Raw genomic sequence first — 25,648 nt, forward strand, 5'->3', positions numbered from 1 at the left:
GTCCCCCTCAGCCCTTGGCCACAGCGCGCAGCCGGTCCACGACGTCGGCCCGCAGCTCGGCCGGCTCCAGGACCACCACGTCGGGCCCGAACTCCACCAGCCAGGCGTCCAGACCGTGCCCGTACGGAACCTCCAACTCGTCCCACCCGTCACCGAGTTCCCGTACGGACGCCGCCTTGGCGCGCAGCGGGTATCCCGAGCCCGTCCGCAGCCGGATCAGCGCGGAGCGGTCGGTGATGTCCCCCGCCCAGCCCGCGACGGTCTCCCGCACGGTGACGACGTCGGGCACCTCCGCCGTGTACTTGCCACTGCGCGTACGGACCTTGCCGGTGATCCGGGACAGCCGGAAGACGCGCTCGGCCCCGCGGTCGCGGTCCCAGCCGGCCAGGTACCAGTGGCCGCGCCAGCACTCCAGGGCCCAGGGCTCCACATGGCGGGGCCCGGGGCGGGCCGCGCTCGCCTTGCGGTAGTCGAAGGTGACGGGACGCCGGTCGCGGCAGGCGAGCATCAGCGGCTCGAAGGCCGCCTCGTGCACGGGGATGCGCGGCTCCAGCGCCCCATGGGCCTCGTACGGGTCGACGCCCTCGGGCAGGCCCGCGGCGCGCAGCTTCTGCAGGGCGCCGCTCGCCGCGCCCGCGAGCCGGGCCTGCTGCCAGACCTTGGCGGCCAGCCCGAGGGCCGCGGCCTCCTCGGCGTCCAGCGTGATGGGCGGCAGCCGGTTGCTGTCGCGGCGGGCCAGATAACCGACCTCGCCGTCGAGGTTCTCCACCGTCTCGATGACCAGGCCGAGTTCGCGCAGATCGTCCTTGTCCCGCTCGAACATCCGGTTGAAGGAGTCGTCCGAGCCGGCCTCCAGATAGGCCTCGATGGACTCACGGAGTTCGCGCTTGCTGAGCGGTCGCCGCGTCCCGAGCAGACACAGCGCCAGGTTCATCAGCCGCTCTGCCTTGGCAATGGCCATCGACGCCCTTCCTATGGTGCTTCCGACCGATGACCGTACCGCCCCGGGGTGTCGTGGCAAAAGCCGAGGGTCCATGCCCGGGCAGGCATGGACCCCAAGTGATCGAATCCAGTCGGACAGCGATCACGCGACCTATGAAATACGACCTACGAAAATCGGACCGTCAGACCCCTACGAGGTCACAGACGAAGATCAGCGTCTCGCCGGGACCGATACGGCCACCCGCACCGCGGTCGCCGTACGCGAGGTCCGCGGGAATGATCAGCTGGCGGCGACCGCCGACCTTCATGCCCTGCACACCCTGGTCCCAGCCCGCGATGACCTGACCGACGCCCAGCTTGAACTGCAGCGGCGTACCCCGGTTCCAGGACGCGTCGAACTCCTCGCCGGTGGAGAAGGCCACACCGACGTAGTGGACCGAGACGGTGTCGCCCGCCTTGGCCACCGGGCCGTCACCCTCCCAGATGTCCTTGACTTCGAGGTCCTTGGGGGGCTCGCCGCCCGGGAAGTCGATCTCGGGCTTCTCGATGCTCACGTCAGTGCTCCTGCTCGTTCTCGGTGGGACAACCCGGACAGTCTGTCATCCTCAGCTCGCGGCCAGGATGTCGACCACGAACACCAGGGTGGACTTGGCCGGCAGCTCCTCGCCCTTGGCCTCGTCGCCGTACGCCTGCGCCGGCGGAATCACCAGCAGGACCCGGTCACCCACATGCTTGCCGACGAGCCCCTTGTCCCAGCCCGCGATGACCTGACCCTGACCGATGACGGTGCTGAAGGGCTGACCGGTCTTCCACGACGAGTCGAAGAGAGTCGCCTTCGCCTTGCCCTCGTTGAGCTTCCACGCGGCACCGCTGTACTGCATGGTGACCGACTGACCGCTCTTCACCTCGGCGCCCTTGCCCTTGATCAGGACCTGGTCGACGAGCTTGGCCGGCGGGTCGTTCTTCGGTACGGAGATCGTGGCCGGCGCCTCGTCGTCCGCCTTGATCTGCGGCAGGTCCGACGGGATCGCGGCCTGCTTGCCCTCGACCTTGTTCGGGACGACATCACCCACGTCCAGCGCGAACACCAGCGTGTCCGTGCCCGAGACCCCCGCCTGCTGGTTGCCCTGACTGCCGAAACCGGCGGCCGGCGGCGCCACCACCAGAACGCGGCTGCCCTCCTTCTGACCCACCAGAGCCTGCGAGAACGCCGGAATGACCGTCTCCGAACCCGCCGTGATCAACTGCGGCGCCCCGCCCTCCTGGTACGAGGAACCGAGGTCCTTGCCGCTCTTCCAGACCTTCCCGGTGAAGTTCATGGACACCAGGTCGTCCTTCTTCACCACCGAGCCGTCACCCTCGGAGACCGTGTGCACCACGAACTTGTCGGTCGGGTCGCCCTTGGGCACCTCGATCGTCGCCTTCTTACCGAAGGCACCCTTCACCGCGGGCATCGGCGACGCCGAGTCCACCGGCTTCGGCGCAGCGGCATTGGACGCGGAGGACGACGCCGACGGATCGGCCTTGTCCTTGTCGCCCTTGTCGTCGTCACTTCCGCAGGCGGACGCGGTCAGCGCCAGGGCAGGCACGATCAGGAGAGCAGCAAGTCGGCGTCGCACATCGATCCTCAGGTCGCTCGAATGGGGTCCGGCCACTCTAGGCCCTCGCACCACCGGGCCGGGGCAGGCGGAACCGACCGTACCGATCGAGACATACGGAGGACGTAACACGGCACATGGCAGGGGCCCTGCACACCCGAGGTGCGCAGGACCCCTGCCCTACCGGCGAACTCCTACATACCGGCGATCAGCTTCTCCACACGATCGTCGACGGACCGGAACGGGTCCTTGCACAACACCGTGCGCTGCGCCTGGTCGTTGAGCTTCAGATGCACCCAGTCGACGGTGAAATCACGGCGCTGCTCCTGCGCACGCCGGATGAAGTCACCCCGCAGCCGGGCCCGAGTGGTCTGCGGCGGCACCGACTTGCCCTCGAAGATCTTCAGGTCGTTGCAGATCCTCGCGGCCTGACCCCGCTTCTCCAGCAGATAGTAGAGACCCCGACGACGGTGGATGTCGTGGTAGGCGAGGTCTATCTGGGCGACGCGCGGATGCGACATCGTCATGTTGTGCTTGGCGCGATACCGCTCGATGAGCTTGTACTTCATCACCCAGTCGATCTCGGTACCGATCCGGTCGAGGTCCTCGGACTCGATCGAATCCAGCGTGCGGCCCCACAGCTCCAGAACCTGGTCCACGACACCCGTACGGATGCCCCGGCGCTCCACGAAGTCCACGGCCTTCTCGTAGTACTCGCGCTGCACCTCCAGCGCGGACGCCTCCCGGCCACTGGCCAGACGCACCTTGCGGCGGCCCGTGATGTCATGGCTGACCTCGCGGATCGCCCGGATCGGGTTCTCCAGCGTCAGGTCACGCATCACCGTGCCCGCCTCGATCATGCGCAGCACGAGATCGGTGGCACCGACCTTGAGAAGCATGGTCGTCTCGGACATGTTCGAGTCACCCACGATGACATGCAGCCTGCGGTAGCGCTCCGCGTCCGCGTGCGGTTCGTCCCTGGTGTTGATGATCGGCCGGGAACGGGTCGTCGCCGAGGAGACGCCCTCCCAGATGTGCTCCGCCCGCTGACTGACGCAGTACACCGCGCCCCGCGGGGTCTGCAGCACCTTTCCGGCACCGCAGAGGAGCTGCCTCGTGACGAGGAACGGAATGAGAATGTCCGCGAGCCGGGAGAACTCCCCGTGACGGGCCACCAGATAGTTCTCGTGGCAGCCGTAGGAGTTGCCCGCCGAGTCGGTGTTGTTCTTGAAGAGGTAGACGTCGCCCGCGATTCCTTCCTCGTGCAGGCGTCGTTCCGCGTCTACCAGGAGTCCTTCCAGAATGCGTTCGCCGGCCTTGTCGTGGGTGACGAGTTCCGTCAGGTTGTCACATTCGGGAGTGGCATATTCCGGATGTGATCCCACGTCTAGATAGAGGCGGGCACCGTTTCGCAGAAAGACATTGCTGCTGCGGCCCCATGACACGACACGGCGGAAGAGGTACCGCGCCACCTCGTCGGGAGACAGGCGCCGCTGTCCCCTGAACGTACACGTGACGCCGTACTCGTTCTCCAGCCCGAAAATGCGGCGGTCCATGACTGAACATTACGCCTGATGGGCTGTGCTGAAACGGGGTTCGGCTCCTACGTTTCGATCATTTCCGAACTTGACTCCACCACCGCACCGCCGCCCGTAGCTGCGAGGACCCGCCCCGTGGCCAGCAGAACCAGCAGCGCGGCACCCCCCGCCACCCCCGGTACGGCGAAGCCCCGCACCGCTCCGCCCCACTCGACGACCGGCCCCGCGAGACCCGTTCCGACCGACGCCCCCACGGTGAACGTCGTCACCAGCCACGAGAACGCCTCGGTGACCGTCCCCCTCGGCGCATGCCGGTCGACGATGATGAACGCACAGGCGATGCACGGCGCCAGGAAGACACCCGCGAGCGCCACAAGACCCGTCATCGCCACCGCACCCGGCATCAGCATCAGCGGCAGGTAACACAGCGCCAGAAGCGCCACCAGCACCCGCAGCCGCCGTTCCGGCGCACCACTCCACTGCCGCGCCCCGTAGACCGTCCCCCCGACGAGCGCACCGAGCCCGAGCGCCGCCATCAGCCAGCCGTACGTCGCGTCACCCCCGTGGCCGTCCGCGTACGACACACCCGCGACCGTGATGGAACCGAGCGCCATCCCCACGAAAAGGAACGCCCCCAGCAGCGCGATGAGCCCGCGCGAGCGCAACGCGCCGAGCCAGTGCGCCTCCCGCGGCGCCGAACGCCACGCGCGCGAGGGCCCCGACACCACTACGGAGAGGGCACCCAGGACACCGATGACATTGATGACGACCAGCGCCGCCTGCGCGGACCAAAGAGACACGCACAGAGTCACCAGCAACGGCCCGACGGTGAACATGACTTCCTGCGCCACGGCGTCCATCGCGTACGCCGTGTGCACCTGACCCTCCTTGCGCAGGACCGACGGCCACAGCGCCCGCAGACCGCCCTCCAGCGGCGGCGTGAAGAAGCCGGCGACCACCATCAGGACGTACGCGAGCGGCAGCGACTGCAGCCCTGTGAGGGCGAACACGGTCATCCCCAGGGCGGAGACGAGCGCGGCGGGCAACTGGACCCGCGGCTGCCCGTACAGGTCCACGAGACGGCCGAGCAGCGGCTGCCCCACGGCGTTGGACACCCCGTAGACCGCGGTGAGCGCCCCGGCCAGGCTGTAGCTGCCGCCCTCGGCGCGCACGAAGAGCACGACGGCGATGGCACCCGCGGCGTTCGGCAGCCGACCCACCAACGTGCCCGCGAGCAGCCGTCCGGCATGTCTCGTCCGGAGGATCTCCAGATACCCCGCGGCCATGTCCCGCCCCTCTGTCCCATCCGGCTGTCGAGTCCGGCCGTCGTGTCCGTGCTGTCGCCAACGCCGGAGGTTTTACGTATAACGTCGCTCGTCATACGTACCATGTGCGCTGTCCGCGAGTCCAGCAGAAAGACAGGTCGACGGTGGCAGCAGGCAGCCCCCGCCCCACGAGCCGCGACGTCGCCACGGCCGCCGGAGTCTCCCAGGCGGCCGTCTCCCTCGTGCTGGGCGACAAATGGCGCGGTCGCGTCTCCGAACGCACCGCCGAACGCGTACGCGAAGCCGCCCGCGAACTCGGCTACCGCCCCAACCTCGCCGCCCGCAACCTCCGCCTCGGCAGCACCCGCACCGTGCTCCTGGTGGTCCCCGCCCTCACCACGGAATTCTTCGCAGGCGTGTACACCGGCGCGGCCCGCGTCGCCGCCGCACACGGATTCGGCGTACTGCTCTACCCCTCCCCCGAAGGCATCGGCCCGGCCCGCGACCCCTTCGCCTCCGCACAGGCCGCCCTCGACGGCGTCATCGCCTCCTCCATGGCCGCCGACGCCCTCACCGCCATCCGCGGCGACCAGCTCCCCCTCGTCATGCTCGACAGCGACCCCGCCGGCAGCACCGGCGCGGCCACCGTCAACCTCGACATCCGCGACGGCGTCCGACAGGCCGCGGAACACCTCCTGGCCCTGGGCCACCGCCGCTTCCTGCACCTCGCGGCCGACATCCCGTCCTGGACCTTCGACATTCGCGCCCGCGAACTCGCCGAACGCCTGGCCGCCGTCCCCGGCACCGAACTGCGCACGGCCTCCGCCCCGATCTCCATCGACGCCGCCCGGGCCGCCGCGGAAGCCGCTCTCTCCGCCCCCGGCCCCCGCCCCACGGCCCTCGTCTGCGACGACGACAAACTCGCCGCCGGCGCCTACAAGGCCGCCCGCCGCCTCGGCCTGCGCATCCCCGACGACCTCTCCGTCACCGGCCTCGACGACCTGGCCCTCGCCACCGCCCTCGACCCCGAACTGACCACGGTCCGCCTGGACGCCGAGCTCTTCGGCGAACGCGGCATGCAAGCCCTCCTGGCCGTCCTGGACACCCGCACCCCCACCCCCGAGGACATCCCGGTCACCCTGATCGTCAGAGGCTCCACGACCCGCCCGGGGGACGCGTAGGGGCCACGGTTTCTTTGGGACGCGGAGAACGCCGCAGCCCTTGGCCTGTCAGGGGCGCGGGGAACGGCGCAGTCTTTTGTCTTTGGCTTCCAGGGGCGCGGGGAACGGCGCAGTCTTGTCGCTTTTCAGGGGCGCGGGGAACTGCGCAGTCCTTCGTCTTTCAGGGGCGCGGGGAACTGCGCGACCAGCCCCCACCGGGCCCGCACAACACCACGTGCCCCCGGCCGGAAAGAGGCCAGGGGCACGCATGAGCCAAGAAGGTCGAGAAGGCCACGGAGACCGAGGAGGTCACTCCTCGTCGTCAGGATCCTCCGCCTCCGCCGCGGTGGACGCCCCACCCTCCTCCAGCAACCGCCCGAGCTGCCGCCCCACAATCCGCTTGAACTTCCGCTGCTGCGGACGCGTCCGGTCCAGCACGGCCACTTCCAGCCGCTCCGCCGGAATCTCCCGCTCACTGCCGTTCGTGTCACGCGACAACGCCTGAACGGCCAGCTTGAGCGCCTCGGCCAAGGACATCCCGTCCTCGTGCCGCTGATCGAGATACGTACTGATCGTCTCGGCGTTGCCGCCGACCGCCACCGACCCGTGCTCGTCCACGATCGAACCGTCGTGCGGCAGCCGGTAGATCTGGTCGCCCTCGGGGGTCTCCCCCACCTCGGCGACCACCAGCTCGACCTCGTACGGCTTCTCCGCCGCCGACGAGAAGATCGTGCCCAGCGTCTGGGCATAGACGTTCGCCAGACCACGGGCGGTCACATCGTCACGGTCGTACGTGTAACCCCGCAGGTCGGCATAGCGCACACCGCCGATCCGCAGATTCTCGTACTCGTTGTACTTGCCGGCGGCCGCGAAGCCGATCCGGTCATAGATCTCACTGAACTTGTGCAGCGCACGGGACGGGTTCTCGCCGACGAACACGATGCCGTCGGCGAACTGCAGCACAACGAGGCTGCGACCACGGGCGATGCCCTTGCGGGCGTATTCCGCCCGGTCGGCCATGGCCTGCTGGGGTGATACATAGAACGGCGTCGACACCGGCTATCCGTCCCTTTCTGTGGAAGTACCTGGATCACCTGGAAAACGGGCCGCCGCTAGAGCAGCGCGGCACGCGGACCGTCGGGCTGCTCCAGGCGCCGCTCGATGATCGCGCGAGCGATGTCGGAGGAGTCCTCGTCCGTGAGCCGGCGGAAGCCGTCCTCGGTGATCACGGTGACGATCGGGTAGATCCGGCGGGCGACATCGGGACCACCGGTCGCCGAGTCGTCGTCTGCCGCGTCGTACAGCGCCTGCACGACGAGCGTCGTGGCCTGCTCCTCCGTCAGATCCTTGTGGAACAGCTTCTTCATGGCACCGCGCGCGAAGAGCGAGCCGGAGCCCGTCGCCGCGAAGCCGTGTTCCTCGGAACGGCCGCCCGTCACGTCGTAGGAGAAGATGCGGCCCTTGTCGCGGTCGACGTCGAAACCGGCGAAGAGCGGGACCACGGCGAGGCCCTGCATGGCCATGCCGAGGTTCGAACGGATCATCGTGGACAGGCGGTTCGCCTTGCCCTCCAGGGAGAGCGTGGTGCCCTCCACCTTCTCGAAGTGCTCCAGTTCGAGCTGGAACAGCTTCACCATCTCGACGGCCAGGCCTGCCGTACCGGCGATACCGACGGCCGAGTACTCGTCCGCCGGGAACACCTTCTCGATGTCCCGCTGCGCGATGACATTGCCCATCGTGGCCCGCCGGTCACCGGCGAGGACGACACCGCCGGCGAAGGTGACGGCGACGATGGTCGTGCCGTGCGGGGCCTCGATGACTCCCTGCGTGGGCGGCAGCTGCCGCTTGCCCGGGAGCATCTCCGGCTGATGGTCGGACAGGAAGTCCATGAAGGACGACGACCCAGGCGTCAGGAAGGCAGCTGGTAGACGCCCGGTGCTACGAGTGTTGGCTTCCACGAGGATCCCTCCAAGTAGGCGGCAGCCCGACGAACTGCGTCGGGATCATCTCCCAACTTGCCGATGGCCGAATTGCAGTTGAAGCACAGTACGCCACGGACCCTACCCGTCTCGTGGCAGTGATCCACATGAACGGCCGGAGCTTTCAGGCAGATCACGCAGAGCCCCTTCTGAGAGGCGACCATCTCGTCACGCTCGGCTTCGGTCATGCCGTAGTGGCGCTTCAGGTGGCCTGCGCGCCCTTTCTTCGCCTTACATGACTTGCAGAGCGTCGCCAAACCATCCGAAGCGCTGCTGTTGCGTGTCCACTCACTGTGCGGTTTGGCCTTGTGGCACGTACGGCAGTACTTGTGACCAGCGGGTACATCCACTCGCGGTCGAACGTTACGGCCCTTGGCTACCTGCCGTGCTTGGTGGTACGCCGCCACGCATTCTCGGCAATAGACCTGAAGCCCATCACGCATCGCCTTGTTACTTGCGAAGGCTGCCCGCGGCTTTACTTTCTTGCACCGCGGACAACTCTTCACACCTTGCTGTTCTTGCACTTGAATCCCCCGTTGGCCACAAGCCTTCGATTCGAAGGTCAAGCGACCTACTGTCCGCCTTTTTGCACGAAGGAGCGCACGAAGTCCTCTGCGTTCTCCTCAAGGACATCATCAATCTCGTCCAGGACGGAGTCCACGTCGTCGCTCAGTTTCTCCTGGCGCTCCTTGAGGTCCTCGGATGCCTGTACCTCGGGCGCTTCCTCGACCTGCTCGGTCTCGCGCGTCGCCTTCTGCTGTCCGCCGCCGGTGTCCTTGGTCGCCATAACCCTCACCCCGCTCGGTTTCGACGTTCTTGATCAGACCCTACAAGCAGGGTCCGACATCGGCCCCACAGTTGCCACAACGTCCGGGAACCACCTCGATGATTCCCGGACTGCGGCTTTTCCACCCTGTCGGGCCGGATCGGCCTGGTGGTCGTTTCAGTTGCCCGACAGGACCTTGACCAGGTCTTCTGCCGTCCGACAGCGGTCGAGAAGCTCTTTCACGTGATTACGCGTTCCGCGAAGCGGCTCCAGGGTTGGAACGCGCTGGAGCGAGTCCCGGCCCGGCAGATCGAAGATCACGGAGTCCCAGGAGGCCGCCGCGACGTCGTCCGCGTACTGTTCGAGGCAGCGTCCGCGGAAGTACGCGCGGGTGTCCTCCGGCGGCTTCGTCTCGGCCCGCTCGACGCCCGTCTCGTCCAGCAGTCGCTTGATGCGACCACGGGCCACCAGGCGGTTGTAGAGGCCCTTGTCGGCCCGTACGTCGGCGTACTGGAGGTCGACCAGGTGCAGCCGGGCGGCGTCCCAGTCGAGGTTGTCACGGCGGCGGTAGCCCTCCATGAGCTCTCGCTTGGCCACCCAGTCCAGCTCGCCGGACAGGCTCATCGGGTCGGTCTCCAGCCGGCCCAGGACGTCCTCCCAGCGGGTCAGCACGTCCTTGGTCTGCTCGTCCGCGTCGGCCCCGTAGCGCTCCTCGACGTACTTGCGCGCCAGTTCGAAGTACTCCATCTGGAGCTGGACCGCGGTGAGGGTCCGGCCGCTGCGGAGGGTGATCAGTCGCTTGAGGGTGGGGTCGTGCGAGACCTGGTGCAGGGTGCGCACCGGCTGGTCGACGGCGAGGTCCACGGCGATGAAGCCGTCCTCGATCATGGACAGGACGAGGGCGGTGGTGCCGAGCTTGAGGTAGGTCGAGATCTCGGAGAGGTTGGCGTCGCCGATGATCACGTGCAGGCGGCGGTATTTCTCGGCGTCCGCGTGCGGCTCGTCGCGGGTGTTGATGATGGGGCGCTTGAGGGTGGTTTCGAGGCCCACCTCGACCTCGAAGTAGTCGGCGCGCTGGCTGAGCTGGAAGCCGTGTTCGTGTCCGTCCTGACCGATGCCGACTCGGCCCGCTCCGGTGACGACCTGACGGGAGACGAAGAACGGGGTGAGGTGGCGCACGATGTCCGAGAAGGGGGTCTCCCGCTTCATCAGGTAGTTCTCGTGCGTGCCGTAGGAGGCGCCCTTGTTGTCGGTGTTGTTCTTGTAGAGGTGGATCGGCTGGGCGCCGGGGAGCTGGGCGGCGCGCTCGGCGGCTTCGGCCATGATGCGTTCGCCGGCCTTGTCCCACAGGACGGCGTCCAGCGGGTTGGTCACTTCGGGGGAGCTGTATTCGGGGTGTGCGTGGTCGACGTACAGCCGTGCCCCGTTGGTGAGGATGACGTTGGCGAGGCCGATGTCCTCGTCGGTGAGCTGACTGGAGTCGGCGGCTTCGCGGGCGAGGTCGAAGCCCCGCGCGTCCCGCAGCGGGTTCTCCTCCTCGAAGTCCCAGCGGGCCCGCCGGGCCCGGTGCATCGCCGCCGCGTAGGCGTTGACGATCTGGGACGAGGTGAGCATGGCATTGGCGTTGGGGTGGCCGGGGACGGAGATCCCGTACTCCGTCTCGATGCCCATTACTCGCCGTACGGTCATGCGGCCCTCCTTGCCCGGCGGCGTCCTCGGTCGGGGACGCCGCTCAAGTACCGCTGGCGCTCCGGTGCGTGTGCGGTGCCCGTCCCCGCACTGCGCGACTCGGCGGTACCGAAGAGCCTAGAGCGCCTTTGCGCTGGTGGGGAGATCATTTGCGTCATTGCTCAGCTCCAGCTGTGCCCTGGAAAACAGTTGGCTGCGGGTGCCCGGTGAGGGCACCCGCAGCCACCCTGTCTTTTACAGGTACTGACCGGTGTTCGCCACCGTGTCGATGGAGCGTCCGGTGTCCGCGCCCTGCTTTCCGGTGATGAGTGTCCGGATGTAGACGATCCGTTCACCCTTCTTTCCGGAGATGCGGGCCCAGTCGTCCGGGTTGGTGGTGTTCGGCAGGTCCTCGTTCTCCTTGAACTCGTCCACGCAGGCCTGGAGCAGGTGGGAGACCCGCAGGCCCTTCTGGGTGTGTTCCAGGAAGTCCTTGATCGCCATCTTCTTGGCGCGGCCGACGATGTTCTCGATCATGGCGCCGGAGTTGAAGTCCTTGAAGTAGAGGACTTCCTTGTCGCCGTTGGCGTACGTGACTTCGAGGAAGCGGTTTTCCTCGGATTCGGTGTACATGTGCTCGACGGCGGTCTGGATCATGCTCTGGACGGTGGTGCTCTTGCTGCCTCCGTGCTCGCCGACGTCGTCGGGGTGCAGCGGGAGGCGTTCGGTGAGGTACTTGGCGAAGATGTCCTTGGCCGCTTCGGCGTCCGGACGCTCGATCTTGATCTTCACGTCGAGGCGGCCGGGGCGCAGGATGGCGGGGTCGATCATGTCCTCGCGGTTGGAGGCGCCGATGACCACGACGTTCTGCAGGCCTTCCACGCCGTCGATCTCGGCGAGCAGCTGGGGGACGATGGTGTTCTCCACGTCCGAGCTGACGCCTGATCCGCGGGTGCGGAAGAGGGATTCCATCTCGTCGAAGAAGACGATGACGGGGGTTCCTTCGCTGGCCTTCTCACGGGCGCGCTGGAAGACGAGGCGGATCTGCCGCTCGGTCTCGCCGACGTACTTGTTGAGGAGTTCGGGGCCCTTGATGTTGAGGAAAAAGCTCTTGCCGGTGGCCTGGCCGGTGACTTCGGCGACCTTTTTGGCCAGTGAGTTGGCGACGGCCTTGGCGATGAGTGTCTTGCCGCATCCGGGGGGCCCGTAGAGGAGTACGCCCTTGGGCGGGCGCAGTTCGTGCTCCTTGAACAGGTCGGGGTAGAGGTAGGGGAGCTCGACGGCGTCGCGGATCATTTCGATCTGGCCGCCCAGACCGCCGATCTGCTCGTAGCCGATGTCGGGGACCTCTTCGAGGACGAGTTCTTCGACCTCGCTCTTGGGCACGACCTCGTAGACGTAGCCGGAGCGGGGTTCGAGGAGGAGGGCGTCGCCGGGACGGATGATGACGTCCAGGAGTGGTTCGGCGAGCCGTACCACCCGTTCCTCGTCGGTGTGGCCCTGTACGAGGGCGCGCTCGCCGTCCTCAAGGATCTCCTTGAGGGTGACGATGTCGCCGACGCTCTCGTATTCCATGGCCTCGACCACGTTGAGAGCTTCGTTGAGCATCAGTTCCTGGCCGCGTCGGAGCTCTTCGAGTTCGACGCTGGGGCTGACGTTCACGCGGAGTTTGCGGCCTCCGGTGAAGATGTCGGCGGTGCCGTCCTCGTTCGCTGCGAGGAAGACTCCGAAGCCGGCCGGCGGCTGTGCGAGCCGGTCGACTTCCTCCTTGAGTGCCACGATCTGGTCGCGGGCCTCTCGGAGGGTGTTGGCCAGCCGCTCGTTCTGCGCGGACACGCCGGCCAGGTTGGTCTGCAGCTCGACGATCCGCTCTTCGAGAATCCTCGTGTGTCGCGGAGAGTCGGCGAGCTTGCGTCGCAGGACGGCGATCTCCTGCTCAAGGTAGGCAATCTGCCCGGACGGGTCGTCGGACCCTCGTCCCGGGCGGATGCCGCGGTTCATGTCGTCGTCGTGGGCTGCCACGGTCCTCACCTCCTCCAAGGGGAGCTGGACGCTTCCAGACCCTACCTGGGTGGGTGTCGATTGAAACCCCTAGATCAAAAGACTGTCGGGGTGTGTCCGATCTTCACCCTTGCGCTCTCCCTCACGCCAGTGGAATACCCACCCAACATGATTGGGAAGCGGACGGAGGTAGGGTCGAAGTGTTCAACACCCGTCAGAGCTGGCGCGATTCCCCGTCTTCAAGCCGCTCTGCGCAGGAAACGGCAGGAGAAATGACCGTGCAGCAGGAGGCCGGAGTCGACGGCGAGGCGCTTGAGGTCTGGATCGATCAGGACCTGTGCACCGGCGACGGGATCTGTGCCCAGTACGCGCCGGAGGTGTTCGAACTGGACATCGACGGGTTGGCCTATGTGAAGAGCCCGGGTGACGAGCTTCTGCAGACCCCGGGTGCGACAACGCCCGTACCGCTGACGCTTCTGCGTGATGTCGCCGACTCCGCGAAGGAGTGTCCGGGCGACTGCATCCATGTACGTCGTGTGTCGGACAGTGTCGAGGTCTACGGTCCCGACGCGGAGTGAGTGTGCGGGCACCTCGTGTGATGCGGGTGCCCGGTTCCTCCTGGTTGTCTTTCTTCTCACATGTGCGGGCTCGCACGCCGCGGGCCCGGGTCTCACATACTGCGGGCCGTGGGCGCTGTCGAGCGTACGAAGGCGCCGTTCTTCCACTGCCACTTGGCGCCCTCGTCGATGTCGGGGCAGCAACTGGGTACGTCGGGCGAGGAGTAGCCGAGCAGGGTCGCGGTGACGGTGGCGTCGCGGAGGGCGAAGTCCTTGACGGAGAGTCGGTCCTTGGGGTCGACGAGGGTGGCGACGACTCTGGCCTTCGGGGTGTCCTCGGACTTGGTGAGGACGTAGACGCCGCTGGGCGGGGTGCCGGATCCCGCGTCGCAGCGGACGACGGCGACCGTTTCGGGGGTGCCGTCTCCGTCGAGGTCGCCCGAGGCCTTCTTCTGGACGAGGATCTTCGCGGGGCCGCAGTCGAGGGGGTAGTCGGCGTGGGCGGGGTCGGGGGGCGTGGCGGCCGCCGGGGCGCCCTTGGCCTCGATGCCGTGCTGGGCGGCGGTGGCTTTGTCGGGCTGGAGGAAGCCGGAGGCCGCGACGACCGCGGCGAGCGCTGCCGCCGTGGCGACCCAGTGGATCGGGCGGGTGTGGGTGTGGGCCAGTTCCGGGACGGCGGAGTGCTGCACTAGGAAGTGTCTCCTGTGAGGGCTGTGCCGGTGGGGTGGCCAGAATGGTGCCACACGTCACACCACGAGGGAACGGTGGGGTGGACGGTACTGGCGGAACGTCAAGGGAAATGCGCTGTGGCCGAGTTCCGAGGGGTCCTCGGGAACTCGGCCACGGTGTTCGCGCGTTGTGTGCGGCACGGGGCCGTCTCAGCGGCCGGGGGCTCCGCCGTCGGCGTTCGGTCCGGTGTAGTCGTCACCGTAGGCGCCCTTGGAGGGGCGGCGGCGGCGCATGGGCGGCTCGACGCCGTCCGCGAGGCGGCGGGCGGTGAGCAGGAAGCCGGTGTGGCCGATCATGCGGTGGTCGGGGCGGACCGCCAGGCCCTCGATGTGCCAGTTGCGGACCATGGACTCCCAGGCGCTCGGCTCGTTGAAGCAGCCGATCTCGCGGATGGACTCGACGGTCCGGGCGAGCTGGGTGGTGGTGGCCACGTAGCAGCAGACGATGCCGCCGGGGACGAGTGCCTTGGAGACGGCTTCCAGGCATTCCCAGGGGGCGAGCATGTCGAGGACGACGCGGTCGACCTCGGTGTCGGAGAGGTTGTCCTGGAGGTCGCCGACGGTGAGCTGCCAGGCGGGGTGGGGGCCGCCGAAGTAGCGCTCCACGTTCTGCTGGGCGATCTCGGCGAAGTCCTCGCGGCGCTCGTACGAGTGGAGCATGCCCTGGTCGCCGACGGCGCGGAGCAGGAAGGTGCTGAGCGAGCCGGAGCCCACGCCGGCTTCCACGACGCGTGCGCCGGGGAAGATGTCGGCGAAGGACAGGATCTGCCCCGCGTCCTTGGGGTAGACCACGGCGGCGCCGCGGGGCATGGACAGGACGTAGTCGGGGAGCAGGGGGCGCAGTGCCAGATAGGCGACGTTCCCCGTGGTGCGGACAACGCTGCCCTCGGGTGCGCCGATCAGCTCGTCGTGCGGGAAGGAACCCTTGTGGGTGTGGAAGTTCTTCCCTGCTTCGAGCGTGAACGTGTAGTGGCGGCCCTTGGGGTCGGTCAGCTGTACCTGGTCCCCGACCTTGAAGGGCCCGCGTCGGCGGGCGGCACCGGTCGGTTCGGACATGTGCGTCAGCCTACCCGCCTCCGGGGCGGGGTCCGACCACTGTCCGGGGGTGCTCGGGAGCGTGGCTCGCTGCGGGTACTTCGGGGCTGAGCGCGCAGTTCCCCGCGCCCCTTTCGGGGCGCCCTGACAGGGAGCTCCGGGCCGGGCGCTCAGCTGGGGCGGGCCATGGCCTTCACGAAGGCCTTCTCCACGTCCGCCGCCGAGAGGACTCCGTAGATCTCTCCGGAGTCCTCGACCACGAGGTATTCGGTGGCCGGGGTGGCGCGCAGGACTTCGAGGAGGTCTTCGCCGGCGAGTTCGGCGGAGACGCGCATGCCGTCGGTGAGGTCCTGGGCGAGTCCGCTGACGGCGACCCAGGGGCGGCGGTGTTCGGGTACGCCGACGATGGCGGCTTCGCGGACGAGGGAGAGGGGGTCGCCGTCGGCGTCGACGACGACCAGGGCGCGTGCGCCGGCTTCGTTGGCGCGGCGCAGTGCTTCGGAGAGGGGGGTGTGGGTCTCGACGGGGACCGCGCGCCGGGTGAGGGCGCGGGCTCTCAGCTCGGGCAGGTGTTCGCGCAGGCGGGCCACGCGGAGGCTGTTTCCGGCGCCGGTCCAGATGATGCCGGCGAGGATCGCGGCGAGGAGGGCGTCCATGACGGTGTCCATGCCGCCGATGTCCTGGGCGTCGGTGCCGAGGCCGCCTGAGTGGGTGAGCAGGGGCAGTCCGATGAGTACGGAGATCGCGAGGGCGCGGCCGACCCAGGCGGCGGCGATGGTGCCGCTCATGGGTTTGCCGGTGATCTTCCAGACGACGGCGCGGAGCATGCGGCCGCCGTCGAGGGGCAGGCCGGGGAGCAGGTTGAACGCGGCGACGATCAGGTTGGAGATCATCAGGCCGCCGAGCAGGACGCCGGGGACGGTGCCGGGTTCGACGGTCTGGAGGGCGAGGTAGAAGACGCCGCCGAGGACGAGGGAGAGCAGGGGGCCGACGAAGGCGAGGACGAACTCGCGTCCGGGTGTCTCGGATTCCTTCTCGATCTCGGAGACGCCGCCGAAGAACTGGAGCTGGATGCGGCGTACGGGCAGTTTGAAGCGCAGGGCGGCGACCGTGTGGGCCAGTTCGTGGACGAGGACGGAGGCGTAGAAGGCGACCGCGAAGAACAGGGAGACGAGGTAGCGGGCCATGCCCAGCTCGGGCAGGACGCGGTCGAGCTGGCCGCCGAAGACCCAGGTGATGAGTGCGGCGACGAGGAACCAGCTGGGGGCGACGTACACGGGTACGCCGAAGGGGCGTCCCATGAGGATGCCGCCGCCTGGTTCTTTGGGCCGCTTGGGGGCGGGGCCCTTGCCGCTCTTCTTGCCGCCGGGCGGCGCAGGGGTGTGGGCCTCGGACCTGTGGGCGGTGTGGGGCTGTGCGGTGGTGTGCGGCTGTTCGGTCGCGTGGTCGTCGGTGGGTGTGTCCGCGGGGGCCGGGGCGGGGTGGCTCGTGCCGGTGGGCGGTGCGGGGGTCCGCTCCTCGCCGCCCTGGTCGTCGGTCGGTTCGGGGTGGGGCGGGCCGGTCGTCTCCTCCGGTGCGGCCGGGGTGCCGGGGTCGTGCGGCTGCTGGTCGGAGGGCGGCCGGGCCGTCGTGGTCGCCGGGTCACCGGGTCGCGGCCGACCCGTGCGGTGCTCGTCCGCCTCGTCGGTGCCGGAACGCGGCTGCCCGCTCCCGCCGCTCTCGTCCACGATGTCCCCTCGTTCGACGCGTGTCCCGCTCGCGATCATGCACGCGAGAGGTCTTGTGGTCGATGGTATGCGGCCGTCGCGGCGTGTTCGGCCCCGGCACCCCCTCCGTTTCCCGGGCGGGCGTACGGCGCGCAGGTCACCGTGTGTCGCGGTGTCAGTGGCGAGCCGTAAGGTCTGTCGTCATGGAAACCAGCACCGACGGCGTCGCGCGGGACGGCTCCGAAGCCGTACCGGCGGGCGATGCGGTCCAGCCGTCCGACGTCGTGGCCGCGCCGCCCGCGGACTCCCCTGCCGGACCGGCCGGAGCCGTGGTGCCCCGGCCCGCGGACGCCACTGCCGGGGCGGGCGGGTCCGCCGGTCGGGTCCGGGAGCCGGCGGCTCCGACCTCGTTGTCCCCCTCGCGGGCCGGGGACTTCATGCAGTGTCCTTTGCTGTACCGCTTCCGGGTGATCGACAAGCTGCCCGAGAAGCCGAGTGAGGCGGCGACCCGCGGGACGCTGGTGCACGCGGTGCTGGAGCGGCTCTTCGACGCCCCGGCCACCGAGCGGACGGCGCCGCGCGCGAAGTCGCTGATCCCGGGGCAGTGGGACCGGCTGCGGGAGGCGAAGCCCGAGCTGGCGGAGTTGTTCGCGGACTCCGACGAGCAGACGGCCGGCGAGCAGCTGACGCGCTGGCTCGGTGAGGCGGAGCGGCTGGTCGAGCGGTGGTTCACGCTGGAGGATCCGACCCGTCTGGAGCCGGCGGAGCGCGAGCTGTTCGTGGAGGCGCAGCTGGACTCGGGTCTGAAGCTGCGGGGCATCATCGACCGGGTGGACGTGGCGCCCTCGGGTGAGGTGCGGATCGTCGACTACAAGACGGGCAAGGCTCCGCGTCCGGAGTACGCGGAGGGGGCCCTGTTCCAGATGAAGTTCTACGCCCTGGTGGTGTGGCGGCTGAAACAGGTCGTTCCGCGCCGTCTCCAGCTGGTCTATCTGGGCAGCGGCGACGTGCTGACGTACGACCCGGTGCCGGCCGATCTGGAGCGTGTGGAGCGGAAGTTGCACTCGTTGTGGGAGGCGATCCGGCTGGCCACGGAGACGGGTGACTGGCGTCCGCGGCCCACGAAGCTGTGCGGCTGGTGCGATCACCGGGCGGTGTGTCCGGAATTCGGTGGTACTCCCCCGCCGTATCCGCTGCCGGTGCGGGCGCCCGGGTCCGACGGCGCCTGAGCGCGGGGCTGTCGGCGTGCCCCGCGGGCATGGCGGGTGACCGCCGCAGGGCAGAATGGGGCCGGACGAGCGAAGGAGACTTACGTGGCCATCCGCGTCCTACTGGTCGACGACCAGCCGCTGCTGCGCACCGGCTTCCGGATGATTCTGGAGGCGGAGCAGGACATCGCGGTCGTCGGCGAGGCCGGTGACGGTCTCCAGGCGATCGATCAGGTTCGTGCCCTGCAGCCCGATGTGGTTCTGATGGACATCCGTATGCCGAGGATGGACGGGGTCGAGGCGACCCGGCAGATCACCGGTCCGGGCCGGGACGGTCCGGCGAAGGTGCTGGTGCTGACGACCTTCGATCTCGACGAGTACGTGGTGGAGGCGCTGCGCGCCGGCGCCAGCGGTTTCCTGCTGAAGGACGCCCCGGCCAACGAGTTGGTGCAGGCGATCCGGGTGGTGGCGGCGGGCGAGGCGATGCTGGCGCCGAGTATCACCCGCCGGCTGCTCGACAAGTACGCGGGTCATCTGCCTTCGGGCGACGAGCCGGTGCCGGACACCCTGCACACACTGACCGAGCGTGAGGTCGAGGTGTTGAAGCTGGTGGCCCGCGGGTTGTCGAACGCGGAGATCGCCGCCGATCTGTTCGTCAGCGAGACCACGGTCAAGACGCATGTGGGCCATGTGCTGACCAAGCTGGGGCTGCGGGACCGGGTGCAGGCCGCGGTGTACGCGTACGAGAGCGGTCTGGTGCGTCCCGGGGCGCAGTGACGGCGTGCGAGGGCCATGGCGGCTGAAGGCCACGGCAGTTCACGGCAGCTGAAAGGGCCGCCCCGTTCGAGTGAACGGGGCGGCCCTTTCAGTTGGCTTTCGCCGGGTGCGTCGGGGTCAGCTGCCGACTCCGCGGCCCAGCTCCCACAGCTGCAGCGTGGCCGACGAGTTGAGCGCGTACTCGGCGCCGGTGATGTCGTCCCGTACGGCGACGTACTGCTTGCCCTGCCACAGGGGCAGGAGCGGGACGTCGTCGGCGACGATGCTCTGGATCTCCTCGATGCTCTTCGAGGCGCTGAGGCGGTCGGCCTCGCGGCGGGACTCCGGGATCAGGTTCTCCCGGATGCGCTTGTTCACGTACGGCGACGCGATGGTGTTGTCCTTGTCCAGGAACGGCGTCAGGAAGGTCTCCGCGTCCGGGAAGTCGGGGAACCAGCCCATGCCGTAGACCGCGAACTTGCCCTCGCGCTGCTTGGGGCGGTAGGTCTCCCACTTCTCGCCCTTGATGTCCACGTCGAACAGGCCCGTGTCGTTGAGCTGCTTCTGCAGCGTCTCGAACTCGGCCTTGGTGGCGGAGCCGTAGTGGTCCGTCGTGTAGTTCATCGTGAACTTCACCGGTGTGGTGACGTTCGCCGCGGTGAGGAGGTTCTTGGCCTTGGTGACGTCGGGCTCGCCGTACTCGTTGAAGAACGAGTTGGCGTGGCCGGTGACGGTGGCCGGGACCATGGAGTACAGCGGGTCGGCGCCGGTGCCGTACACCTTGGAGGTCAGTTCGCCGCGGTTGACGATGTGGGCGATCGCCTGGCGGACCGCCTTCTCCTTCAGGGACGGCTTCTCGACGTCGAAGCCGATGTAGCGGATCTCAAGGCCGGGCTGCTCGATCACATCGATCTTGCTGTCCTTGGCGTTCTGCAGCTTCTTGATCTGCTCGGGCGACATGGTGCGGGTCATCATGTCGATGTCGCCCTTGTCGATCGCGGCGCCCATGGAGTCCGTGTCCTCGAAGGACCGCAGCTCGACCTTGTCGTTCTTGACGTCCGAGATCCCCTGGTAATACGGGTTCTTGGTGAAGACGACCTTGGTGACGTCGTCGCCCTTGGTCTCGGCCTTGAGGCTGTACGGGCCGGAGCCGCTGACGTCGAAGCCGTCCCGCAGCTTGTTCTTGGCGTAGTCCTTGGGGTTCAGGATGCCCGCGACCGGCGTGGACAGCTTGAACGGGAAGGTGGCGTCGGCGCTGTTGAGGTGGAAGATCACCTCGCGGTCGCCCTTGGTCTCGACGGCGTCGACGGTCGACAGGAGGGCGAAGACGCCCGTGTCGGCCTTGATCTGCAGCGCGCGGTCGATGGAGAACTTCACGTCCTCGGCGGTGACGGGGTCACCGTTGGAGAACTTGAGGTCCTTGCGCAGCGTGCAGGCGTACCGCTCGTTGCCGGAGTCGGTGAATCCGCACTCCTCGGCGGCCTCCGGAGTGGGGTCGCCGCCGCCGTTGGGCATGGCCATCAGGGTCTGGACCGTCTGGCGCAGCACGTTCCAGGCGCCGACGTCGTACGCGTAGGCCGGGTCGAACGGGGCCGGTGCCTCCTTCGAGGCGGTGAACCGGTCGGTGGTACCGACGACGATTGCGTCGCCGCCGTCGCCTCCACTGTCGGAACCGCCGCACGCGGCGAGGACAGAGGCGAGCAGACCGATCGCGGCCGGCAGCACCAAAGGCTTACGGTTCATGCTCGAAGTTCTCCAGAGCTGTCGATCCCGCGGGCCCGGCATGCCGGGGTGTTGCGGTCGGGTACACGGGGGTTACGGCGATGTTCTCGCGATGAGATTAGTCGGGACCGGCAGGACGGTTCGCAGGTACCGGAGTTGAGTTCCCATCACGCTGCGAGACCGGCTGTGGACGCACCGAAAAACCGACAGCGGAAGGATTCGTACAGGTTTCCACGAATCAGGACACAAGGGCACGCCCATGGCCACCGCGGAGGCCTGTCAGACACACCGGGAGCCCCTTGTCGACCCCCTCCGCAGTGGCGAACGTCACACCTTCAACTGTGTGCGAGAGCACCGGAATTCGGCCATCCGAGGCGCGCGACGGGTGATCGAATTAGTCCGGTGTAGTGACCACGCAGTTTTTCCGCATTCACTCGTGCACCGTGGGTGAACGATTAGCGCTTTTCCGTCATCAGGCCCCGGAGAAAAGGCAGGTCGACCTGTTCGAGGGACCGTACGACGGTCCTTCCGGCAGCCGGGGCGATCGGCGCCACGGACGGTACGGCCACGACCTGGCAGCCCGCCGCCTCGGCGGCGGCCACGCCCGTCGCGGTGTCCTCGATGACCGCGCACCTGGCCGGATCCGCGCCCAGTCCGGCGGCCGCGATCAGATACGGGTCGGGGAACGGCTTGGTGCGCTCCACCTCGTCGCCCGCGATGGTCAGGGTGAAGTTCTGCGCGCCGAGCGAGAGCAGTACGCGGTCGATGATGCGGCGGTGCGAGGCGGAGACCAGCGCGGTGGGGATGCCGTGCGCGGCCAGCTCTGCCAGGAGTCTCGCGGCGCCGGGCATCAGCGGGAGGGTCCGGGCGATGCGGTTCTCGAACCCGTCGTTCAGCAGCACGGTGAGTTCGGAGAGGGTGATCGTGGCGCCGGTGGCCTCGATGAGGAAGCCGGCGCTGCGGGTCATGGGGCCGCCGACCACCACGTGGCGCCAGGCGTCGTCCAGCCGGTGGCCGAGCTGGGCGAACACCTCGACCTCGGCGTCCCACCAGAAGCCCTCCGTGTCGACGAGGGTTCCGTCCATGTCCAGGAGAACTGCCTGGAGGGTGGAGCTTTCGGCTGTCCGGGTGCCGGGTGGGGGGACCGTACTGGTCATAGGCGCACCTCCGTTTAAGGGACGAGAAGGCCGGTTCCCTCCCGGGGAACCGGCCTGCACTGGACCGACCAGTGTACGTCGGCGCCGGCGCCGGCGCCTCTTGGTATCGCGGGGCTGGGGGTGCGGGGGTGCTTGGTCGGCTGACCGTGCGTCGTGGTTGCTCGCGCAGTTCCCCGCGCCCCTTAAAAGACTGCGCCGTTCCCCGCGCCCCTGGGTGGGACGGGGCGCAGCCCCTCCCCGAGGGGCGCGGGGAACTGCGCGGTCCGCCCCCACCGGGCCCGCACCCGTCCACGCACCCGGTTCAACGGGCGTTGAAGTACTTCGCTTCGGGATGGTGGATCACGATCGCGTCCGTGGACTGTTCCGGGTGGAGCTGGAACTCCTCCGACAGGTGGACGCCGATGCGCTCCGGCTCCAGGAGGCGGGCGATCTTCGCGCGGTCCTCCAGGTCGGGGCAGGCGCCGTAGCCGAGGGAGAAGCGGGCGCCGCGGTACTTGAGCGCGAACATGTCCTCCATCTCGGTGGGGTCGTCGCCCGCGAAGCCGAGTTCGGAGCGCACGCGCGCGTGCCAGTACTCGGCCAGCGCCTCGGCCAGCTGGACGGACAGGCCGTGCAGTTCGAGGTAGTCGCGGTAGGAGTTCGCCTCGAAGAGCTTCGCCGTCTCCTCGCCGATCCGAGAGCCGACGGTGACGACCTGGAGGCCGACGACGTCCGTCTCACCGGACTCCTCCGGGCGGAAGAAGTCGGCCAGGCACAGCCGTCGGCCACGGCGCTGGCGCGGGAAGGTGAAGCGGGTGCGTTCGTTGCCCTGGTCGTCCAGGAGGATCAGGTCGTCGTCCTTGGAGACGCACGGGAAGTAGCCGTATACGACCGCCGCTTCGAGGAGGTTGCCGGTCTGCAGCTGGTCCAGGAGACCGCGCAGCCGCGGCCGACCCTCCGTCTCCACCAGTTCCTCGTAGGTGGGTCCGTCGCCCGTGCGGGCCTGCTTGAGGCCCCACTGGCCCTTGAACAGGGCGCCCTCGTCGAGCCAGGACGCGTACTCCTTGAGCTGGATGCCCTTGATGACGCGCGTGCCCCAGAAGGGCGGGGTCGGGACCGGGTTGTCGACGGCCACGTCGGAGCGGGCCGCGCCCTCCTCCGGGCGTTCCTCGACGACCGTCTGGGCCGTGGCCCGTACCCGGCGCTGCTTCAGTTCCGGCAGGGTGGCGCCGGGCACGCCGCGCTTGACCGCGATGAGCGCGTCCATCAGGCGCAGGCCCTCGAACGCGTCGCGGGCGTAGCGGACCTCGCCCTCGTAGATCTCGTGGAGGTCCTGCTCGACGTAGGCGCGGGTGAGGGCGGCGCCGCCGAGGATGACGGGGTAGTCGGCGGCCAGCTTGCGCTGGTTGAGCTCCTCCAGGTTCTCCTTCATGATCACCGTGGACTTGACCAGGAGCCCCGACATGCCGATGACGTCGGCGCGGTGTTCCTGGGCGGCCTCCAGGATCGCGGAGACGGGCTGCTTGATGCCGAGGTTGACGACGGTGTAGCCGTTGTTGGACAGGATGATGTCGACGAGGTTCTTGCCGATGTCGTGGACGTCTCCGCGCACGGTGGCGAGCACGATGGTGCCCTTGCCGTCGTCGTCGGTCTTCTCCATGTGCGGCTCCAGATGGGCCACCGCGGTCTTCATGACCTCGGCGGACTGGAGCACGAACGGCAGCTGCATCTGGCCGGAACCGAACAGTTCGCCGACGACCTTCATCCCGTCGAGGAGGGTCTCGTTGACGATGTCGAGCGCGGGGCGCTCCAGGAGGGCGTCGTCGAGGTCCTGTTCGAGGCCGTTCTTCTCGCCGTCGATGATGCGCCGCTTGAGCCGCTCGTTCAGGGGCAGCGCGGCCAGTTCCTCGGCGCGGCCGGCCTTGAGGGACTTGGTGGTGGCGCCCTCGAAGAGGGCCATCAGCTTCTGCAGCGGGTCGTAGCCCTCGCGGCGGCGGTCGTGGATGAGGTCGAGTGCGGTGGTGACCTCCTCCTCGGTGAAGCGGGCGATCGGCAGGATCTTCGAGGCGTGCACGATCGCCGAGTCGAGGCCGGCCTTGACGCACTCGTCGAGGAAGACCGAGTTGAGCAGGACGCGCGCGGCCGGGTTGAGGCCGAAGGAGATGTTCGACAGACCGAGGGTGGTCTGGACGTCGGGGTGGCTCTGCTTGAGCCGCCGGATGGCCTCGATGGTGGCGATGCCGTCGCCCCGGGACTCCTCCTGGCCGGTGCAGATGGTGAAGGTCAGGGTGTCGATGAGGATGTCCGACTCGTGGATGCCCCAGTTGCCGGTGAGGTCGGCGATGAGCCGTTCGGCGATCGCGACCTTGTGCTCGGGGGTGCGCGCCTGGCCCTCTTCGTCGATGGTGAGGGCGATGAGCGCGGCGCCGTGTTCCTGTGCGAGCCGGGTGACCTTCGCGAAGCGCGAGTCGGGGCCGTCGCCGTCCTCGTAGTTGACGGAGTTGATGACCGCGCGCCCGCCGAGCTTCTCCAGGCCGGCGCGGATGACGTCGACCTCGGTGGAGTCCAGGACGATCGGCAGGGTGGAGGCGGTGGCGAAGCGGCCGGCCAGTTCCTGCATGTCGGCGACGCCGTCGCGGCCCACGTAGTCGACGCACAGGTCGAGCATGTGGGCGCCCTCGCGGATCTGGTCGCGGGCGATCTCGACGCAGTCGTCCCAGCGGGCCTCCAGCATGGCCTCGCGGAACTTCTTGGAGCCGTTGGCGTTGGTGCGCTCGCCGATCGCCATGTACGAGGTGTCCTGGCGGAAGGGCACGGTCTGGTAGAGCGAGGCGGCGCCGGGCTCGGGGCGCGGGCTGCGCGGGGCAGGTGTCAGGTCCCGTACTCGCTCGACGACCTGGCGCAGGTGCTCGGGGGTCGTGCCGCAGCAGCCGCCGATCAGGGAGAGGCCGTACTCGGTGACGAAGGTTTCCTGGGCGTCGGCGAGTTCGGGGGCGGTCAGCGGGTAGTGGGCGCCGTTCTTGCCGAGGACCGGGAGGCCGGCGTTGGGCATGCAGGACAGCGGGATGCGGGAGTGGCGGGCCAGATAGCGCAGGTGCTCGCTCATCTCGGCGGGCCCGGTGGCGCAGTTGAGGCCGATCATGTCGATGCCGAGCGGTTCGAGGGCGGTGAGCGCGGCGCCGATCTCCGAGCCGAGGAGCATGGTGCCGGTGGTCTCGACGGTCACGGAGACGATCAGCGGCAGGTCCACGCCGAGGGTGTCCAGGGCCCGGCGGGCGCCCAGCACGGACGCCTTGGTCTGCAGCAGGTCCTGGGTGGTCTCCACGAGCAGCGCGTCGGCGCCGCCGGCGATCATGCCTTCGGCGTTCTGCTGGTAGGCGTCGCGCAGCAGGGTGTACGGGGCGTGGCCGAGGGTCGGCAGTTTGGTGCCGGGGCCCATGGAACCGAGGACCCAGCGCTGCTGTCCGGTGGAGGCGGTGAACTCGTCGGCGACCTGGCGGGCGATGCGGGCGCCGGCCTCGGAGAGTTCGTGGACGCGTTCGGCGATGTCGTACTCGGCGAGGGCCGCGTGGTTGGCGCCGAAGGTGTTGGTCTCGACGCAGTCGACGCCCACGGAGAAATATTCCTCGTGGACGGAGCGCACGATGTCGGGGCGGGTGAGGTTCAGGATCTCGTTGCAGCCCTCAAGGTTCTCGAAGTCCTCAAGGGTCGGGTCCTGTGCCTGGAGCATGGTGCCCATCGCGCCGTCGGCGACCACCACGCGGGTGGCGAGCGCCTCGCGGAGGGCGTCGGTTCGAGCCCGGCTGTAGGCCGACTCGGACGGAAGGGACGGGTTCGGCAACGAGGCCATGGAAGATGCTCCCTGGGGTGCGACGGCTGTCGG

The 25,648-nt window shown here is 68.5% G+C and carries 20 protein-coding genes and 1 pseudogene; 4 read left to right on the top strand and 17 right to left on the bottom strand.

The annotated features are described in order from the left end of the window. Window positions 1-7: 7 nt before the first annotated feature. The 5 genes and pseudogenes from J8N05_RS40390 to J8N05_RS40410 all read right to left on the bottom strand — a co-directional run bounded on the left by J8N05_RS40390 (window position 8) and on the right by J8N05_RS40410 (window position 5,364). A complete protein-coding gene (locus tag J8N05_RS40390) occupies window positions 8-961 on the bottom strand; it encodes a helix-turn-helix transcriptional regulator (RefSeq protein ID WP_210892053.1) in 954 nt (317 codons plus the stop codon). A 163-nt stretch (window positions 962-1,124) separates the two neighbouring features. Beyond that, the gene (locus J8N05_RS40395) at window positions 1,125-1,496 is read right to left on the bottom strand and encodes an FKBP-type peptidyl-prolyl cis-trans isomerase (RefSeq protein WP_210892055.1); all 372 of its coding nucleotides are present in this window, start codon (window positions 1,494-1,496) and stop codon (window positions 1,125-1,127) included. A gap of 51 nt (window positions 1,497-1,547) precedes the next feature. Next, a complete protein-coding gene (locus tag J8N05_RS40400; protein ID WP_210892057.1) occupies window positions 1,548-2,561 on the bottom strand; it encodes an FKBP-type peptidyl-prolyl cis-trans isomerase in 1,014 nt (337 codons plus the stop codon). A gap of 173 nt (window positions 2,562-2,734) precedes the next feature. Beyond that, window positions 2,735-4,096 (bottom strand): Pup--protein ligase, encoded by a 1,362-nt coding sequence (pafA, locus tag J8N05_RS40405; protein ID WP_149512755.1) that lies wholly within the window; start codon window positions 4,094-4,096, stop codon window positions 2,735-2,737. Between the two features lie 9 nt (window positions 4,097-4,105). Continuing rightward, window positions 4,106-5,364 (bottom strand): annotated as a pseudogene (locus J8N05_RS40410) (MFS transporter). Between the two features lie 143 nt (window positions 5,365-5,507). On the opposite strand from J8N05_RS40410, the gene J8N05_RS40415 reads away from it, so the two are divergent. Continuing rightward, complete coding sequence (locus tag J8N05_RS40415) at window positions 5,508-6,524, top strand: LacI family DNA-binding transcriptional regulator (RefSeq protein ID WP_210892059.1); 1,017 nt, start codon at window positions 5,508-5,510, stop codon at window positions 6,522-6,524. A 288-nt stretch (window positions 6,525-6,812) separates the two neighbouring features. On the opposite strand, the gene prcA is transcribed toward J8N05_RS40415, so the two are convergent. The 6 genes from prcA to arc form a co-directional block, all read right to left on the bottom strand. Continuing rightward, on the bottom strand, window positions 6,813-7,559 hold the full coding sequence (prcA, locus tag J8N05_RS40420) for a proteasome subunit alpha (protein ID WP_210892061.1): 747 nt from the start codon (window positions 7,557-7,559) through the stop codon (window positions 6,813-6,815). A 56-nt stretch (window positions 7,560-7,615) separates the two neighbouring features. Next, window positions 7,616-8,461 carry a proteasome subunit beta gene (gene prcB, locus J8N05_RS40425; protein WP_210892063.1) on the bottom strand — a complete coding sequence of 282 codons (846 nt, stop codon included), beginning with the start codon at window positions 8,459-8,461 and terminating at the stop codon, window positions 7,616-7,618. Next, complete coding sequence (locus J8N05_RS40430; RefSeq protein ID WP_384273889.1) at window positions 8,413-9,006, bottom strand: endonuclease VII domain-containing protein; 594 nt, start codon at window positions 9,004-9,006, stop codon at window positions 8,413-8,415. Before J8N05_RS40430 ends, prcB begins: the two co-directional genes overlap by 49 nt. 47 nt (window positions 9,007-9,053) lie before the next feature. Beyond that, the gene (locus J8N05_RS40435; RefSeq protein ID WP_210892065.1) at window positions 9,054-9,269 is read right to left on the bottom strand and encodes a ubiquitin-like protein Pup; all 216 of its coding nucleotides are present in this window, start codon (window positions 9,267-9,269) and stop codon (window positions 9,054-9,056) included. Between the two features lie 156 nt (window positions 9,270-9,425). Further along, window positions 9,426-10,937, bottom strand: a complete 1,512-nt coding sequence (gene dop, locus J8N05_RS40440; RefSeq protein WP_366783649.1) for a depupylase/deamidase Dop — start codon at window positions 10,935-10,937, stop codon at window positions 9,426-9,428. 234 nt (window positions 10,938-11,171) lie between these two features. Further along, the gene (gene arc, locus J8N05_RS40445) at window positions 11,172-12,938 is read right to left on the bottom strand and encodes a proteasome ATPase (protein ID WP_210892066.1); all 1,767 of its coding nucleotides are present in this window, start codon (window positions 12,936-12,938) and stop codon (window positions 11,172-11,174) included. A 251-nt stretch (window positions 12,939-13,189) separates the two neighbouring features. Here arc and J8N05_RS40450 point away from each other — a divergent pair, with 251 nt between their 5' ends. After that, window positions 13,190-13,495 carry a ferredoxin gene (locus J8N05_RS40450; protein ID WP_189779315.1) on the top strand — a complete coding sequence of 102 codons (306 nt, stop codon included), beginning with the start codon at window positions 13,190-13,192 and terminating at the stop codon, window positions 13,493-13,495. A 92-nt stretch (window positions 13,496-13,587) separates the two neighbouring features. Here the strand turns inward: J8N05_RS40450 and J8N05_RS40455 are convergent, their stop codons facing one another. The 3 genes from J8N05_RS40455 to J8N05_RS40465 form a co-directional block, all read right to left on the bottom strand. Further along, a complete protein-coding gene (locus tag J8N05_RS40455; protein ID WP_210892067.1) occupies window positions 13,588-14,163 on the bottom strand; it encodes a hypothetical protein in 576 nt (191 codons plus the stop codon). Between the two features lie 189 nt (window positions 14,164-14,352). Beyond that, window positions 14,353-15,258, bottom strand: coding sequence for a tRNA (adenine-N1)-methyltransferase (locus J8N05_RS40460; protein WP_189779311.1), 906 nt, complete (start codon window positions 15,256-15,258; stop codon window positions 14,353-14,355). A 149-nt stretch (window positions 15,259-15,407) separates the two neighbouring features. Continuing rightward, complete coding sequence (locus J8N05_RS40465) at window positions 15,408-16,964, bottom strand: site-2 protease family protein (protein WP_210892068.1); 1,557 nt, start codon at window positions 16,962-16,964, stop codon at window positions 15,408-15,410. A gap of 182 nt (window positions 16,965-17,146) precedes the next feature. On the opposite strand from J8N05_RS40465, the gene J8N05_RS40470 reads away from it, so the two are divergent. Continuing rightward, window positions 17,147-18,172, top strand: a complete 1,026-nt coding sequence (locus J8N05_RS40470) for a RecB family exonuclease (protein ID WP_210892069.1) — start codon at window positions 17,147-17,149, stop codon at window positions 18,170-18,172. A gap of 84 nt (window positions 18,173-18,256) precedes the next feature. Next, window positions 18,257-18,928 carry a response regulator gene (locus tag J8N05_RS40475; protein WP_107019862.1) on the top strand — a complete coding sequence of 224 codons (672 nt, stop codon included), beginning with the start codon at window positions 18,257-18,259 and terminating at the stop codon, window positions 18,926-18,928. Window positions 18,929-19,045: 117 nt separating this feature from the next. Here the strand turns inward: J8N05_RS40475 and J8N05_RS40480 are convergent, their stop codons facing one another. From J8N05_RS40480 to metH, 3 genes are all read right to left on the bottom strand, one after another. Next, the gene (locus J8N05_RS40480; RefSeq protein WP_210892070.1) at window positions 19,046-20,650 is read right to left on the bottom strand and encodes an ABC transporter substrate-binding protein; all 1,605 of its coding nucleotides are present in this window, start codon (window positions 20,648-20,650) and stop codon (window positions 19,046-19,048) included. A gap of 434 nt (window positions 20,651-21,084) precedes the next feature. Further along, entirely contained in the window at window positions 21,085-21,786 is a 702-nt protein-coding gene (locus J8N05_RS40485) for an HAD-IA family hydrolase (protein ID WP_210892071.1), read from the bottom strand. Window positions 21,787-22,087: 301 nt separating this feature from the next. Beyond that, window positions 22,088-25,615, bottom strand: coding sequence for a methionine synthase (metH, locus tag J8N05_RS40490; RefSeq protein WP_210892072.1), 3,528 nt, complete (start codon window positions 25,613-25,615; stop codon window positions 22,088-22,090). Between the last annotated feature and the right edge of the window lie 33 nt (window positions 25,616-25,648).

Origin of the sequence: Streptomyces liliiviolaceus, from assembly GCF_018070025.1 — a bacterium.
Taxonomy (GTDB): domain Bacteria; phylum Actinomycetota; class Actinomycetes; order Streptomycetales; family Streptomycetaceae; genus Streptomyces; species Streptomyces liliiviolaceus.